At 70.5% G+C, this 15,885-nt stretch carries 11 protein-coding genes and 1 tRNA gene; 1 reads left to right on the top strand and 11 read right to left on the bottom strand.

Annotation, left to right across the window (positions count from 1 at the left end):
- Positions 1 to 27: 27 nt before the first annotated feature.
- The 11 genes from prfA to ACIQ7M_RS34835 form a co-directional block, all read right to left on the bottom strand.
- Positions 28 to 1,104 carry a peptide chain release factor 1 gene (gene prfA, locus ACIQ7M_RS34885; protein ID WP_355760496.1) on the bottom strand — a complete coding sequence of 359 codons (1,077 nt, stop codon included), beginning with the start codon at positions 1,102 to 1,104 and terminating at the stop codon, positions 28 to 30.
- A 171-nt stretch (positions 1,105 to 1,275) separates the two neighbouring features.
- Complete coding sequence (gene rpmE, locus ACIQ7M_RS34880) at positions 1,276 to 1,497, bottom strand: 50S ribosomal protein L31 (protein WP_355760499.1); 222 nt, start codon at positions 1,495 to 1,497, stop codon at positions 1,276 to 1,278.
- Between the two features lie 253 nt (positions 1,498 to 1,750).
- Complete coding sequence (locus tag ACIQ7M_RS34875) at positions 1,751 to 2,887, bottom strand: LCP family protein (RefSeq protein WP_403651712.1); 1,137 nt, start codon at positions 2,885 to 2,887, stop codon at positions 1,751 to 1,753.
- A gap of 224 nt (positions 2,888 to 3,111) precedes the next feature.
- Positions 3,112 to 4,899 (bottom strand): trypsin-like serine protease, encoded by a 1,788-nt coding sequence (locus ACIQ7M_RS34870; RefSeq protein WP_403651709.1) that lies wholly within the window; start codon positions 4,897 to 4,899, stop codon positions 3,112 to 3,114.
- Positions 4,900 to 5,077: 178 nt separating this feature from the next.
- Entirely contained in the window at positions 5,078 to 7,141 is a 2,064-nt protein-coding gene (rho, locus tag ACIQ7M_RS34865; protein WP_403651706.1) for a transcription termination factor Rho, read from the bottom strand.
- 388 nt (positions 7,142 to 7,529) lie between these two features.
- Positions 7,530 to 8,459, bottom strand: a complete 930-nt coding sequence (gene thrB, locus ACIQ7M_RS34860) for a homoserine kinase (protein WP_355760510.1) — start codon at positions 8,457 to 8,459, stop codon at positions 7,530 to 7,532.
- A gap of 743 nt (positions 8,460 to 9,202) precedes the next feature.
- Positions 9,203 to 10,261 (bottom strand): threonine synthase, encoded by a 1,059-nt coding sequence (gene thrC, locus ACIQ7M_RS34855; protein ID WP_355760513.1) that lies wholly within the window; start codon positions 10,259 to 10,261, stop codon positions 9,203 to 9,205.
- A gap of 6 nt (positions 10,262 to 10,267) precedes the next feature.
- On the bottom strand, positions 10,268 to 11,560 hold the full coding sequence (locus tag ACIQ7M_RS34850; RefSeq protein WP_389846876.1) for a homoserine dehydrogenase: 1,293 nt from the start codon (positions 11,558 to 11,560) through the stop codon (positions 10,268 to 10,270).
- A gap of 194 nt (positions 11,561 to 11,754) precedes the next feature.
- Positions 11,755 to 13,146, bottom strand: a complete 1,392-nt coding sequence (gene lysA / locus ACIQ7M_RS34845; protein ID WP_355760519.1) for a diaminopimelate decarboxylase — start codon at positions 13,144 to 13,146, stop codon at positions 11,755 to 11,757.
- Positions 13,147 to 13,168: 22 nt separating this feature from the next.
- Complete coding sequence (nrtL, locus tag ACIQ7M_RS34840) at positions 13,169 to 14,155, bottom strand: ArgS-related anticodon-binding protein NrtL (RefSeq protein ID WP_403651701.1); 987 nt, start codon at positions 14,153 to 14,155, stop codon at positions 13,169 to 13,171.
- An 869-nt stretch (positions 14,156 to 15,024) separates the two neighbouring features.
- Positions 15,025 to 15,528 (bottom strand): response regulator, encoded by a 504-nt coding sequence (locus tag ACIQ7M_RS34835; RefSeq protein WP_355760560.1) that lies wholly within the window; start codon positions 15,526 to 15,528, stop codon positions 15,025 to 15,027.
- Between the two features lie 199 nt (positions 15,529 to 15,727).
- Here ACIQ7M_RS34835 and ACIQ7M_RS34830 point away from each other — a divergent pair.
- A tRNA-Arg gene (locus tag ACIQ7M_RS34830) sits at positions 15,728 to 15,799 on the top strand.
- Positions 15,800 to 15,885 lie beyond the last annotated feature (86 nt).

Raw genomic sequence — 15,885 nt, 5'->3', positions numbered from 1 at the left:
TGTACGGCGCCGAGCTGTTGTCGTCTGTTACGCGGCGGCGAGCTTGGCGGCCGAGTCCGCGTCGACGCAGGCCTGGATGACGGCGTCGAGCTCTCCGTCGAGGACCTGGTCCAAGTTGTACGCCTTGAAGCCGACGCGGTGGTCCGAGATGCGATTCTCCGGGAAGTTGTACGTACGGATCTTCTCGGAGCGGTCGACGGTACGGACCTGGCTGCGGCGGACGTCGGAGGCCTCCCGCTCCGCCTCCTCCTGCGCCGCCGCGAGGAGCCTGGAGCGCAGGATACGCATGGCCTGCTCCTTGTTCTGGAGCTGGCTCTTCTCGTTCTGGCAGGAAGCGACGACTCCGGTGGGAATGTGCGTGATGCGCACCGCGGAGTCGGTCGTGTTGACGGACTGGCCGCCGGGGCCCGAGGAGCGGTAGACGTCGATCCGCAGGTCGTTCGCGAGGATCTCGACATCGACCTCCTCGGCCTCGGGCGTGACGAGCACGCCGGCGGCGGAGGTGTGGATACGGCCCTGCGACTCGGTGGAGGGCACGCGCTGCACGCGGTGCACGCCGCCCTCGTACTTCAGGCGGGCCCAGACGCCCTGGCCGGGCTCGGTGGCGCCCTGGCCGCCCTTGGTCTTCACGGCGACCTGGACGTCCTTGTAGCCGCCGAGCTCGGACTCGGTGGCGTCGATGAGCTCGGTCTTCCAGCCGACGCGCTCGGCGTAGCGCAGGTACATGCGCAGCAGGTCACCGGCGAACAGGGCGGACTCGTCACCGCCGGCGCCCGCCTTGATCTCCAGGATGACGTCCTTGTCGTCGCTCGGGTCGCGCGGGACGAGCAGCAGGCGGAGCTTCTCGGTGAGCTCCTCGCGCTGCTTCTCCAGGTCCTTGACCTCGGCGGCGAAGTCGGGGTCGTCGGCGGCGAACTCCTTGGCCGTGCCGATGTCGTCCCCGGTCTGCTTCCAGGAGCGGTACGTCGCGACGATCGGGGTCAGCTCGGCGTAGCGCTTGTTGAGCTTGCGCGCGTTGGCCTGGTCGGCGTGGACCGACGGGTCAGCGAGCTTCTTCTCCAGATCGGCGTGCTCGCCGATCAGTTCCTCGACCGCCTCGAACATCTCCGGCTCCAATGGACTGTCCCCGGCTCCGTGCAGGGTGCGGGGACGTAGGTACGGCGTGGGGTTCCCCTTGCTCGAACGCGTCGAGAGCCCGGGGAGGGGGCTGGACCGCAAAGCGCCGGTCCCGGGGTCCCCGTGCGGGGGACTCCGAAGACCGGCGCTGTGGGCTCGCTACTTGCTGGCAGCGGCAGCCTTGCCGAAGCGGGCCTCGAAGCGGGCCACACGGCCACCGGTGTCGAGGATCTTCTGCTTGCCCGTGTAGAACGGGTGGCACTCGGAGCAGACCTCGGCGCGGATGGTGCCGCTGGAGATCGTGCTGTGAGTGGTGAACGACGCGCCACAGGTGCAGCTGACCTGCGTCTCGACGTACTCGGGGTGGATGTCGCGCTTCAAGGTGTCTCCTAGTTTCGGGAGGGCGCCGGGTCGCCGCCGCTGGATGCGGGTGCGTGAACCGGGACCGACGTACCAGTCTGCCAGCACTGGCCGTATCCCCCAAAACGGGGGGACGCGGCGATCTATTCCCCGCGGCCGTGGCGCGGGCCGGAGGGGGCTGACCTGCGCGCTTGGCGGCCGGGCGCGGCGGGTGGGCGCGCGTGCACGTCGGCCGGGGGGCGGCGGGCCGGCCCGCGGGCGTGTCCGCCGGGGCTCAGCCGGGGCTGACGACGCCCTTCGCGGTGCCGGTGGCGGTTCCCTCGGTGGCGGCCTTGGGGATCGGCCGGTCGGCCGCCAGGGCCTTCCACACCAGCTCGGCCTTGGCCTTGTCCACCAGGACGCGGTTGCCGTCGGCCGGGTCGTACTGGACCGGCATCGTCACCATGGTCATGTGGGACGAGCCGATGCGCTTGAGGCCGCCCGCGAAGGACGCGAGGTCGGTGACGCTGCCGAGGTCGGAGTCGGTGGTCACCGTCTTGGTCGCGGTGTCGGCGAGGTCGTACAGCTTTTTCGGGTTGGACAGGAGCCCGATGTGCTTGACCTGGTCGACGAGCGCCTTCATGAACGCCTGCTGGAGCTGGATGCGGCCGAGGTCGGAACCGTCGCCGACGCCGTGCCGGGTACGGACCAGGCCGAGCGCCTGCTTGCCGTTGAGCTCGTGGGACCCGGCCGAGAGGTGCAGATGGCTCTCCTTGTCGGAGATGGCCTTGGTCGTGGTGACCGTGACGCCGCCGAGGTCGTCGATCAGCTTCTGGAAGCCGCTGAAGTCGACCTCGATGTAGTGGTCCATGCGGATGCCGGTCATGGACTCGACGGTCTTCACCGCGCAGGCGGCGCCGCCGGTGGAGTAGGCGGAGTTGAACATCGCGTCGGAGACCGCGCCGTGGACGGTGCCCCGGGAGTCGGTGCAGGAGGGCCGCTTCACGAGGGTGTCCCGGGGGATCGAGACCACGCTGGCCCGCTTGTGGCCCTTGTACACGTGGACGATCATCGCGGTGTCGGAGCGGGCGCTGCCGTCGTCGGTGCCGCCGCCCAGCTTCTTGTTGGTGCCGGAGCGGGTGTCGGAGCCGAGGACCAGGATGTTCTCCGAGCCGTTGTCGACCTTCAGGGGCCGGTCGCTGCCGAGCGCCTGGTTGATGTCGACGCTCTTGAGGTTGCCGTTGAGCTTGAAGAACAGATAGCCGGCTCCGGCGCCGCCGAGCGCCACGACACCCGCCGCGGTCCAGGCCGTGACGAGCAGGGCCTTGCTCCGCGCGCTGCGGGGCTTGCGGCGGCTGCCCTTCGGGCGGGGCGGGGTGCTGTTGCCGGGGTCGCCCGGTATGGCGGGCTCCGGCGTGCTCTCGGCGGGCATGTGTACCTCGGCTTCCTCTTTGCGGTCGGTTACCCCCTGCTTTCAGGGCCAGGCCCATCTGGTCGTGACGAGGCGTACCGCTCCATGGTCACTCCGTACGGTCAGACGGGGAAACTCGGGAAAGGGTTGCACGACGCAAAGTGCCCACCGCGTGACGCGGTGGGCACTTTGCGTGATCGTTTTATGCTCGGCCGGAGCGGGGAGAACCCTGCTCACCTGCGATGTCAGCCGAAGATGTCGTACTGCTTGAAATCGGTACCTACCGAGATCCTTGTGGCAAAGATCTCGCTGGTGGCCTTTCCGGTCCCGGGGTACAGGTAGAGCGTGCCGCCGGGGGTGCGGGCGAGGAAGTCGGCCTTGCCGTCGCCGGTCACGTCACCGGGCGCGTCGAAGGCGTCGTAGCCGGCCCACGTGCGCACCTTGATGCGGCTGGAGAAGGCGTCGCTGCCGGTCTTGCCGGTGCCCTTGTACAGGTAGACGTACGAGCCGGAGCTGCTGCGCGCGATCAGGTCGGGCTTGCCGTCGCCGGTGAAGTCACCGTGCCCGCGGATGGAGTTGTACTGGTTCCAGCCGGTGCGGACCTGGATCCGCGCGGAGAAGGTGCCGTTGCCCTTGCCCGGGTACTCCCACATCGCTCCGGTGGAGTCGACGGAGAGAAGGTCGGGCAGGCCGTCGCCGGTGATGTCGCCGGGGGCGATGATGCGGGTGCGGGCCTTCCAGTTGGTGAAGATCTTGTCCGTCGACCAGTCGTCGATCGACTTCACGTAGTGCATCCAGAAGATGTCTCCGCTGGCGCTGTCGCGCACCACGAGGTCCTGGTAGCCGTCACGGTTCAGGTCCGCCTGGACGACGGTGTTGACGCCGGCCCAGCCGCCCCACGAGACGCGCGCGGCGAACGAGGTGCCCTTGGAGTCCTTCGAGTAACCCGTCTTGGTCGACGAGTTGCGGACCCACAGGTCGGCCTTGTGGTCGCCGCTCAGGTTGGTGTCCTCGACGCGCGGGTAGGCGGCGCCGGCGTAGGTGGTGACCTTCGAGAAGACGCTGTACGCGCCCTTCGCGACGCAGTCCTCGACACCCCAGGAGACGACACCGACGATGCGGCCGTTCACGATCAGCGGGCCGCCCGAGTCACCGTTGCAGGCCGTGGTGGTGCCGGCGTCGGTGCCGGTCGCCTTGGTGCCCGCGCAGACCATGTGGCCCGCGACGAAGTCGGTGCCGTACGTGGTCCTGCAGGTGGCGTCGGAGTTGATCGGCAGCGTTGCCGTCTTCAGCGCCGGGGAGATGTCCTGCGTGGTGGAGGTGGTGCGGCCCCAGCCGTAGAGCGTGGCCTTGGTGCCGGACGCGTACGACGCGGTGTCGCCCGACGTCGTCATGCGGATCGGCTTCGCGCTGACGGGGTTCGCCAGCGTGATGATCGCGATGTCGTTGTCGATGGTCGTCGAGCTGTACGACGGGTGGTTCCACTGGCGCCAGGGAGCGCTGACCGTGGCTCCCGACGGCAGCGTGCTGCCGCTCGCGAGCTGGGCCGTGCCGGTGACGACGGCGCCGTGGGCCTTCCAGTCGTAGCCCTTGACGCAGTGCGCGGCCGTGAGGATCTTCGTCGGCGCCACGACGGAACCGCCGCAGAAGAAGCCGATGCCGGCGTTCCTGTCGGAGTACCAGAGCTGCGCCATCCACGGGGCCGTGGAGATGGTGGTCGTCGTACCACCGATGATCTTCGGGTCGACCCTCGCCGTGTTCGTTCCGGCGCTCAGGGACGCCTTCCGAGTCGTCCGGCCCGCGATGTCGTCACCGGCGACGGCGTCCGCCACACGCTTCTCCAGCGTGGCCTGGGACGGCGTCGAGTGGGTGGGCCGCACGGTCGGAGTCGGCGGCGTCGCGCTGGGCGCGGCGTTCGCGGACGACATCAGAAGCGCGCCGGCGACCACCGCGGCGAGGCCCGCCGCGGCGAACGGAACGGCGATCCGTATGCGGCGTCTGTGCCTACCGCCTCCGGACGTGGACGTATCCACTCAAGTCCCCCCTCAGAGATAAGAGTTCAGATCTGCTTCAGCAGTTGTTCAAGGGCGCGATCGTACACGTGTGCCGAACAGCGCAAAGGGCCGCCCCCGTCACCTGGGTGACGGGGGCGGCCCTTTGCGGTTTCTGCCCTGCGAACTCCGGTCGCGAACGACCTCGGTCGCGAAGACGTCAGTCGTTGTTGTTGCCCGGCGACGGCGTCGTCTTCTGGATCTGGAGCAGGAACTCGGCGTTCGACTTCGTCTGCTTCATCTTGTCGAGCAGCAGCTCGATCGCCTGCTGCTGGTCGAGCGCGTGGAGCACGCGACGCAGCTTCCAGGTGATGGCGAGCTCGTCGCTGCCGAGCAGCAGCTCTTCCTTACGGGTACCGGACGCGTCGACGTCCACCGCCGGGAAGACACGCTTGTCGGCGAGCTTCCGGTCGAGCTTGAGCTCGGCGTTGCCGGTGCCCTTGAACTCCTCGAAGATGACCTCGTCCATGCGCGAGCCGGTGTCGACGAGCGCGGTGGCCAGGATGGTCAGCGAGCCGCCGTCCTCGATGTTGCGCGCGGCACCGAAGAAGCGCTTCGGCGGGTACAGCGCGGTCGAGTCGACACCACCGGACAGGATGCGGCCGGAGGCCGGGGCGGCGAGGTTGTACGCACGGCCCAGACGCGTGATCGAGTCGAGCAGCACGACGACGTCGTGGCCCAGCTCCACCAGACGCTTGGCACGCTCGATGGCGAGCTCGGCGACCGTGGTGTGGTCCTCTGCCGGACGGTCGAAGGTCGAGGAGATGACCTCGCCCTTGACCGACCGCTGCATGTCGGTGACCTCTTCCGGACGCTCGTCGACCAGGACGACCATCAGGTGGCACTCGGGGTTGTTGTGCGTGATCGCGTTGGCGATCGCCTGCATGATCATGGTCTTGCCGGTCTTCGGCGGGGCCACGATCAGACCGCGCTGGCCCTTTCCGATCGGCGCGACGAGGTCGATGATGCGCGTCGTCAGCACACCCGGGTCGGTCTCCAGACGGAGCCGGTCCTGCGGGTACAGCGGCGTGAGCTTGTTGAACTCCGGCCGGCCGCGACCGGAGTCGGGGGCCATGCCGTTGGTCGAGTCCAGGCGCACGAGCGCGTTGAACTTCTCGCGGCGCTCACCGTCCTTGGGCTGACGGACCGCGCCGGTGACATGGTCACCCTTGCGCAGACCGTTCTTGCGGACCTGGGCGAGGGAGACGTACACGTCGTTGGGACCCGGCAGGTAGCCCGACGTACGGATGAACGCGTAGTTGTCGAGGATGTCGAGGATGCCCGCGACGGGGATCAGCACGTCGTCGTCGGCGACCTGCGGCTCGGCGATCTCGTCGCGTCCACGACGGCCACGGCGGTCCCGGTAACGGCCACGCCGGCCGCGGCGGCCGCCCTCGAAGTCGTCGTCGTCCTGCGGGCCGTTGTCACGCGGACCGTTGTCACGCGGGGCGTTGTCACGGGGCTGCTGACGGTCCTGACGGCTGCCGCCCTGCTGCTGACGGTCGGGGCGGTCCTGGCGCTCCTGACGGTCCGGGCGCTGCTGGCCGGCACCCTGGCCGCCCTGCTGCTCGTCACCCTTGGCCGGACGGCGGTCGCGGTCACGGCCGCCCCGGTCGCGGTCACGGCGGTCGCGCCGCTCACGACGGCCTTCGGCGCCCTCGGCGTCGCCCTGCGTCTCGGCCTTCGACTCGCTCTTCGCCTCGGCGGTGACCGCCTCGGGGCTGCCCGCCTCGGCGGTGGCACGGCGACGGCGGCGCTCGGCGGGGGCGTCGTCCGCCCCGCGGTCGGCCTCGCCCGTGCGGGACGGACCGCCGGCCGGCTGGCCGGGGATCTCGATCTGCTGCTGGGCCACGGCCTTCTCGGCGGCCTTCTCGGCCTTGTCCGCGGCCGGGGCGGCGGACTCGTCACCCGTACGGGCCTTGGAGGTGGCGCGGCGCTTCGGCTTGGTCTCGGCGGCGTCGTCGGACGCGGCCTTGGCCGGGGCACCCCCTCCGGCCTGGGCCTCCTTGATGACCTCGATCAGCTGGCTCTTGCGCATCCGCGCGGTGCCCCTGATACCGAGGCCGGACGCGACCTGCTGCAGCTCGGCCAGCACCATGCCCTCGAGGCCGGTACCGCGGCGTCGCCTGGAGCCGGCACCGGTGGCAGGCGCGGAGGCGTCCGTGGCGGGCGCGGCAGCGGTCTCCTCGACACGTGCGCCCATCAGATCGGTGGTGTCGCTCACGAAGGGTCCTTCCCTGGAGCGGACGTCGGCCTGTCTGGCTCGGCGACCGGTTGTGCTGTCCGGCATTGGCCCTTGCTGTGTGGACCGTGCCGGGGCGGTGGTCCGCCTAAGCGGCGGAAGACATTGCTGGTGATGACGATTCCTGAGCCGTGGCACTGAGGTTCGGTGTCATCGGCTCGGTCACGCCGGTTCCGGAGCGTGCTCAGCACTGCTCAGCGCATAGCACCCAATGCAAGGCACGTAGCAGTTTGGGAGGCTCCCGGAAGAATGGGTGTCCCGGACAGGGACGCGAAGCACCTCGCCATGGTGGGGTCGGGTGCAGACTTGAGGTTAACACTACCGGATCCAACAAACATTCCCCCTCTCCAAATCCGGCAACCGTGCGTCGTCAATCGACCTCGACAGGTGCCAGGGGCAGCACGCACGCCCCCTGTGCGTCGAGGTCAAGACGGTTGGCGGCCCAGCCCTGACCTGCGAGATCGGCCACCTTGTCGGCCGACGCGCGGTCCGCGAGCGCGAGGACCGTGGGTCCCGCGCCGGAGATCACAGCCGGGATGCCGTCGGCGCGCAGACGCTCGACGAGCGCGGCGCTCTCCGGCATCGCCGGTGCGCGGTAATCCTGGTGCAGCCGGTCCTCGGTGGCGGGCAGCAGCAGCTCGGGGCGCCGCGTCAGAGCCTCGACGAGCAGTGCGGCGCGGCCCGCGTTGGCGGCGGCGTCGACATGCGGGACGGTGCGCGGCAGCAGACCGCGCGCGGTCTCCGTGAGCACGGGCTTTCCGGGGACGAAGACCACCGGAACGATGGAGTCCGCGGGGTCCATCCTGATGGCGCGCGCGGCGCCCGACTCCATCCAGGAGAGCGCGAATCCGCCGAGCAGACAGGCCGCGACGTTGTCGGGGTGCCCCTCGATCTCGGTCGCGAGCTCCAGGAGCGCGGTGTCGTCGAGCCTGCTGTCCCCGCCTATGGTCACCGCGCGCGCGGCGACGATGCCGGCGCAGATGGCGGCCGACGAGGAGCCGAGACCCCGGCCGTGCGGAATGCGGTTGGCGCACACGATCTCGAGGCCGCGCGGCTGTCCGCCGAGCAGGTCGAAGGCGGTGCGCAGGGAACGTACGAGGAGATGCTTCTCGTCGCGCGGCAGCGTCTCGCTGCCCTCACCCGCGATGTCGATGTGCAGTCCTGAGTCGGCCACCCGGACGACCACGTCGTCATAGAGCCCCAGTGACAGGCCGAAGGCGTCGAAACCCGGGCCGAGGTTGGCACTGGTGGCGGGGACGCGCACCCGGACGGCGGCGGCGCGGAACGCTGGACCGGCCATCGCTCGATGACTCTCCTTGAGCTGCGTGATGTACGAGATTGACGAGGAACTGCGAGATGAACCACGACGGACGGGCACGTGGACCCGGGGTCCGCGATGACCGCGCGGCACCGCGGCATATGCGGCGGGCGGGTTCGGTACAGCCTATCGAAGGAAGGTTCTGTGGCGACATAGGGCGCACAGGAGGCGCACGATGCGTGTCGTAAGCCCCTCGTGCACCCCCCGTCGGGTCGGCATGGGGATGACCCCCGCGAGCGAACGGTTTCCGTCGGCTTTCCGCCGGTTTCCCGCCCGTTCGCGGCGAGTTCCTCACGGTTGAACCGGCCCCCGCCGCTCCGGGCGGGGCCACCGGCCCCACCCGCGCGCGTCACCGCCGGCCTGTCCGTCACCGACGGATTCCCGCCAGAAATGGCCGGAGTTCCCGCCATTCCGAGCCCGGCGTCACGCCGGTCGGGACCTGTCGTCACGCCCGCCGGAGCGGTGTCCTGCCCTTGGACCGGGCAGGTCCCGTCCCTGGGCCGGACGGCTCCGACCTTGAGCCGAACCGGCCCTGAACCGCGACCGGACCGGTCCTGAACCAAGGCTGGACCCGCCCTGAACCAGCGCTGGACCCGCCCTGAACTCGGATCGGACCGACCTTGGACTCGGACCGGACCGGCCCTGAACCCGGACCGGACCCGCCCTCGACTCGGACGGGACCGGTTCTGGACCACAACCGCACCGGACCCGGACCCGGACCGGACCTACGCCAGGCCGAGCCGTTCCGCCGCCGTCGCCGCGTCCACCGGGACCGTGACCGGCTGCGGAGCGCCCGCGACGGCCCAGTCGGGGTCCTTGAGGCCGTTGCCGGTGACGGTGCAGACGATGCGCTGACCCGGGTCGACCTTGCCCTGCTCGGCGGCCTTCAGCAGACCGGCGACGGACGCGGCGGACGCGGGCTCGACGAAGACACCCTCCTGCGCCGCCAACAGCCGGTAGGCGCGCAGGATCTCACGGTCCGTCACCTCGTCGATGAGGCCGCCCGACTCGTCCCGCGCGGCCAGCGCGAACTGCCACGAGGCCGGGTTGCCGATCCGGATCGCGGTGGCGACGGTCGACGGGTCCTTGACGACCTCGCCGCGCACGATGGGCGCGGAGCCGGACGCCTGGTACCCCCACATGCGCGGAGTCTTCCCGGCGACACCGTCGGCGGCGTACTCCCTGTACCCCTTCCAGTAGGCGGTGATGTTGCCCGCGTTGCCCACCGGAAGGACATGGATGTCGGGCGCGTCGCCGAGCATGTCCACGATCTCGAAGGCGGCGGTCTTCTGGCCCTCGATACGCACCGGGTTCACCGAATTGACCAGCGCCACCGGGTAGTTGTCGGACAGCGAGCGCGCCAGCGTCAGGCAGTCGTCGAAGTTGCCGTCGACCTGGAGGATCTTGGCACCGTGGATGAGGGCCTGGCCCATCTTGCCGAGCGCGATCTTGCCCTGCGGCACCAGGACGGCGCACACCATCCCGGCCCGTACGGCGTAGGCGGCGGCGCTCGCCGACGTGTTGCCGGTGGAGGCACAGATGACGGCCTTCGCGCCCTCCTCCTTCGCCCGCGTGATGGCCATGGTCATTCCGCGGTCCTTGAAGGACCCGGTCGGGTTGGCACCCTCCACCTTGAGGTGGACCTCGCAGCCCGTGCGCTCGGAGAGCACCTGCGCGGGCACGAGCGGCGTACCGCCCTCGCGGAGCGACACGACCGGCGTGCTGTCGGACACCGGAAGCCGGTCCCGGTACTCCTCGATGATTCCGCGCCACTGGTGGGTCATTGCTGGTTACTCTCCTTCAACCCGCATGATGCTGGAGACACCCCGCACGGTGTCGAGGCCGCGCAGCGCCTCGACGGTACCGGCGAGGGACGCGTCGGAAGCGCGATGGGTGACGACGACGAGGGAGGCCTCACCGTCCTTGCCCGACTGGCGCACGGTGTCGATGGACACCCCGTGCTCGGCGAAGACGGTGGCGACCTGGGCGAGAACACCGGGCTTGTCGGCCACGTCGAGGCTGATGTGGTACCGCGTGACGACCTCGCCCATGGGCGAGACGGGGAGCTGCGCGTACGCGGAGTCGCCGGGGCCGGTCGCACCGCCGAGCCTGTTGCGGCAGACGGCAACCAGGTCGCCGAGGACGGCGGACGCGGTCGGGGCGCCGCCGGCGCCCGGCCCGTAGAACATGAGCTGGCCGGCGGCCTCCGACTCGACGAACACGGCGTTGTACGCGCCGCGCACGGAGGCGAGGGGGTGGGTCAGCGGAATCATCGCGGGATGGACGCGCGCCGTCACCGAGCCCCCGTCGGCGGCCCGCTCACAGATGGCGAGCAGCTTGATGGTGCAGCCCATCCCCCGCGCCGAGGCGAAGTCGGCGGCGGTGACCTCGGTCATGCCCTCGCGGTAGACGTCGTCGAGGCGCACCCGCGTGTGGAAGGCGATCCCGGCGAGGATGGCGGCCTTGGCGGCCGCGTCGAACGCCTCGACGTCGGCGGTGGGGTCGGCCTCGGCGTACCCGAGCGCGGTGGCCTCGTCGAGGGCCTCCTGGTAGCCCGCCCCCGTGGAGTCCATCTTGTCGAGGATGAAGTTGGTGGTGCCGTTGACGATGCCCATCACCCGGTTGATCTTGTCGCCGGCGAGGGACTCGCGCAGCGGCCGGATCAGCGGGATGGCGCCGGCGACGGCGGCCTCGTAGTAGAGGTCCTTGCCGTGCTCCTCGGCGGCCGCGTGCAGGGCGGCTCCGTCCTGGGCGAGCAGCGCCTTGTTCGCGGAGACGACGGAGGCGCCGTGCTCGAACGCGGTGGTGATCAGTGTGCGAGCGGGCTCGATGCCGCCGATGACCTCGACGACCACGTCGATGTCCCCGCGTTTGACGAGAGCGGTGGCGTCGGTGGTGATCAGGTCGGGGTCGATGCCCGCGCGCACCTTGGAGGGCCTGCGGACGGCGACCCCGGCGAGCTCGACGGGGGCGCCGATCCTCGCCGTGAGGTCGTCGGCGTGCGTCGTCATGATGCGCGCCACCTCTGAGCCGACAACCCCGCAGCCCAGCAGCGCCACCTTCAGCGGACGCGTACGCATCATCCGACCTCGTTTCCTCATACCGTCTTCGGTTGGACCAGTCTCACTCACCGGACGGGAGTTTCTACCCTTCGTCCGGATCGTGAGACGTCCATTTCATTTTTCTGGTAGGTGACGACAGGAGATCTTCCGTCCCGGTCCGCACCCGCCGGATCCGGTCCATCCGATCACCTGACGTCACCCGTTGTCGCCCGACGTCACCCGACGTCGAGACGCAGGAGGTCCTCCTCCGTCTCACGGCGGACGATCACGCGCGCCACGCCGTCCTTCACGGCGACGACGGGCGGGCGCAGGGCGTGGTTGTAGTTGCTGGCCATGGACCGGCAGTACGCGCCGGTGGCCGGCACCGCGATCAGGTCGCCCGGCGCGAGGTCGGCCGGCAGGAATGCGTCCTTGACCACGATGTCCCCGCTCTCGCAGTGCTTGCCGACGACGCGCGCGAGCATCGGCTCGGCGTCGGAGGTGCGCGAGACGAGGGCGACGCTGTACTCGGCGTCGTACAGCGCGGTGCGGATGTTGTCGGACATGCCGCCGTCCACCGAGACGTAGGTGCGCAGCCCGTCGAGCGGCTTGATCGTGCCGACCTCGTACAGCGTGAACGCGGTCGGGCCGACGATGGCGCGCCCCGGCTCCACGGAGATCCGCGGCGTACGCAGCTTCGCGGCCTCGCACTCACGGGTCACGATCTCGCTCAGCGCCTTGGCGATCTCGTGCGGCTCGCGCGGGTCGTCGTCGCTGGTGTACGCGATGCCGAGACCGCCGCCGAGGTCGATCTCGGGCAGCTCGACGCCGTGCTCGTCGCGCACGGCGGCCAGCAGCGCGACGACGCGCCGGGCGGCGACCTCGAAGCCGGCCATGTCGAAGATCTGCGAGCCGATGTGCGAGTGGATCCCGACGAGTTCGAGCGCGTCGAGCGCGAGTGCCCGCCGTACGGCTTCGGCGGCCTGCCCGTCGGCGAGCGCGATCCCGAACTTCTGGTCCTCGTGCGCGGTGGCGATGAACTCGTGCGTGTGCGCCTCGACGCCCACCGTCACCCGGATCTGCACCCGCTGCCGCGTGCCCAGGGACTGCGCGATGTGCGCGACCCGCACGATCTCCTGGAAGGAGTCGAGCACGATCCGCCCGACGCCGGCCTCGACGGCCGTACGGATCTCGTGCTCGGACTTGTTGTTGCCGTGGAAGGCGATGCGGTCGGCGGGCATCCCGGCCGACAGGGCGGTCGCCAGCTCACCCCCGGAACACACGTCCAGGTTCAGCCCCTCCTCGTGCAGCCACCGTACGACGGCTCGCGAGAGGAAGGCCTTGCCCGCGTAGAAGACGTCGGCGTCGTGCCCGAACGCGGTGCGCCAGGCCCGCGCCCGCTCCCGGAAGTCGCTCTCGTCGAGGAAGTACGCGGGAGTGCCGAACTCCTCGGCCAGCGCGGTGACTTCGAGTCCCCCGACACTCACGACACCGTCTTCCGTACGGCTGACGGTGTGCGACCACACCTTCGGGTCGAGGGCGTTGAGGTCGGCGGGCGGGGCGCTGTAGTGGCCCTCGGGCAGGACGTCGGCGTGACGGGGGCCGGCGGGGTGTGCGGAACGGCTCATGTCTGCGGTGCTCTCTACTTCGTCAAAGGTATTCGGGTGCGCTGATGCCGAGCAGGGACAGGCCGCCGGCCAGCACCGCCCCGGCGGCTTCGGCGAGCGCGAGCCGGGCACGGTGGGCGGCCGAGGGTTTCTCGTCGCCGAGCGGCAGCACGGCGTGCTGAAAACCGAGGAGCGCGTCAGCGGTCAAGACGAGCTGCCGCGCCAGCCGGTCGGGCGCCCGATGCCGCGCGGCGAGACGCAGGGCATGCGGATACTCGGCCAGGGCGGCGAGGAGATCGGCTTCGCCGGGGGCGGGGGTGGGGTCGGGGCCCCTGGAGTCACCGGTGAAGCCGAGGGTGGCGGCGTTGCGGTGGAGGGCCCGGGTGCGGGCGTGGGCGTAGCGGACGCGGAAGAGAGGGTTGCTCTCGCGCTGGAGGAGGTGGTCGGCGCTGATCCGGGGCCGGTCGTGCGGCGCGGGATGGAGCAGCGCCCAGCGGGCGGCGTCGTGACCGAGGGGGGCGGGGTCCTCGGGCGCGGGCACGGGCCGGAGATTCACGGGCTCGGAGTGCCGGACCTCGGCACGGCCGCCCTGGGTGGCGACGATCCGTACGAGGGTGTCGGCGACGATCTCGGCCCGCGTGTCGTACGGCACGCGCAGCTCGACGACCTGCCCGGTCAGGGAGTCGCCGTGCCCGTACCGCGTGCCCTGCTCCAGCACCGCCTCCACCAGATCGGCGGAGGCGCCACCCGCGAGGGTGATGTTGAGGAACCCCGGTCCGGTGACGGTCACGTCGGCGACGCCGGGTTCCCGCGCGATGTAGGTCCGCAGGGTCTCGGCGACTTCGAGCGCCGGCCGCCGAGCCTGCCCGGCCAGCCGGAGCGCGACGTTGCTCGCGTAGTCCCCGCACCCCCCGGGCCCCGGCGCCGCGACAACGACCCTCTCGGGCACGGAGACACCACCCAGTTCCCCCACGTCGACAGCACGACGCACCGCGCGCAGCACGGTACGGGAGAGCTCGACGGGAGTCACGGGACAAGCCTAGGGGAGGAGGGGGGTGGGAAAGCGAGCCGGTTTGGGGGATGGTCCGGGATGTGGACGGGGGGGGGCGGGGGGTGGGTGCGGTTGCCGGGGGCCGCGGGGGCGGTTGTCGGGGGTGTCGGTGCCGGGGGGAGGCGCGGGGGCGGCTGTCGGGGGTGCCGGGGGGCGGTTGCCGGGGGTGTCGGTGCCGGAGGGGCTGCGGGGGCGGTCGGTGGAGTGCGGCTTGTGGTTGTGGCAGTCGGGGGCGCTCGGCGGGGCGCGGTTGGGGTTGCGGCTGCGGGCTGCCGGGGGGCGGCGGTCGGTGGAGCGCGGCGCGGGTTGCGGCCGCGGCCGCCCGGGGCGCTCGGCGGAGCGCGGCTTGCGGTTGCGGCCGCTGGGGTCGGTCGGGATGCCGATGCTCTTGAGCCGGCCCGAGCCGGGACCACCGACGCACGACCGGCGCACGGTCGAACCGCGATCGACGAGCCGGGCCGGGGCGAAGCAAGGGCATATCGGCGGCTGAGCCGGAATCCGTGAATGTGCGGAGCAGTGGAAGAGGTCCAAGTGGAAGACGACCAGGGCGCGGCGCGCACGAACGGATGAACCCGCCGGTCCGGCGTATGTGTGAATGAGTGACGGCCGACCTCACCCGGACCGCTCGACGGACGGCCGAGCAGCCCGATACGGACGGCCGAGGCGACAGGTGACGACACGGCTCAGTGAGCGGGACCGGTGCTTACGACGCTTACGACGTGACGGCGCGACTCATTGATGACCGGTGCCCGCGATAACCGGTGCCCGCCCACTCGGTGAAGCCTGACGCCCGCCCACTCGGTGACGGACTCCCAGAAGCCTGGCGCCGACCCACTAGGTGACGCGACTCAATGATGCCCGGTGCGCCCCGCGCGCTCGGTCTCCTCGACGGCGCCACCGGCGCTCCCACCGGCGCCCTCACCCGGATCGCGCCCTTCCATCAACTGCCTTACAAGACGGACGAGTTCGGACGGCTCGAAGGGCTTGGCGAGAAAGGCGTCGACACCGACGTCGAGCCCGCTCTCGACCTCGTACTGCGTACAGGCGCTGACGATGGCGAGGGGAAGATTCCGGGTCCGGGGATCGGCCCGCAGGCGAGCGGCGGTACGCAGACCGTCGAGCCGGGGCATCACGACGTCGAGGGTGACGACATCGGGCCGAACCTGATGGATGACGTCCAGACACTCGGCACCGTCAGCCGCGGTCACGACCTCGAGACCCTCCAGCTCGAGGTTGACCCTGATCAGTTGCCGGATGACCTTGTTGTCGTCCACAACAAGCACCCGCCCGGACACGCCTGGCACACATCGAGAGTAGGTCCGCGCCCACCGCCGCGTCCGGGTTTTCCCCACTTCCACCCCGTGCGGCCCCGCCCCCGAGCCGACCCCACCCCCACCACCGGTGCCGGCCTCCACCCCTACTCCCTCACTCACCCCTCACCCCTCCCTGCCGCCCCCGCAACACCATCCGCCCCCGACCAAAAGGCGTGGCGATCACCCCGGAAAGAGCTGGTAGGGTTCTACCCGTCGCCGCACACAAAGCGCCCGACACGCCCCCGTAGCTCAGGGGATAGAGCAACGGCCTCCGGAGCCGTGTGCGCAGGTTCGAATCCTGCCGGGGGCACTCGCCTAGGAACAGCAGAAATTAAGCGCTGACCAGGGCGGATGCCGAGAGAAGAGGGCGGGAGTCAGTCTCACTGACTCCCGCCC

It is taken from the genome of Streptomyces sp. NPDC096324, assembly GCF_044763015.1.
Taxonomy (GTDB): Bacteria; Actinomycetota; Actinomycetes; order Streptomycetales; family Streptomycetaceae; genus Streptomyces.
This window is presented reverse-complemented; position numbering and strand designations above follow the sequence as displayed.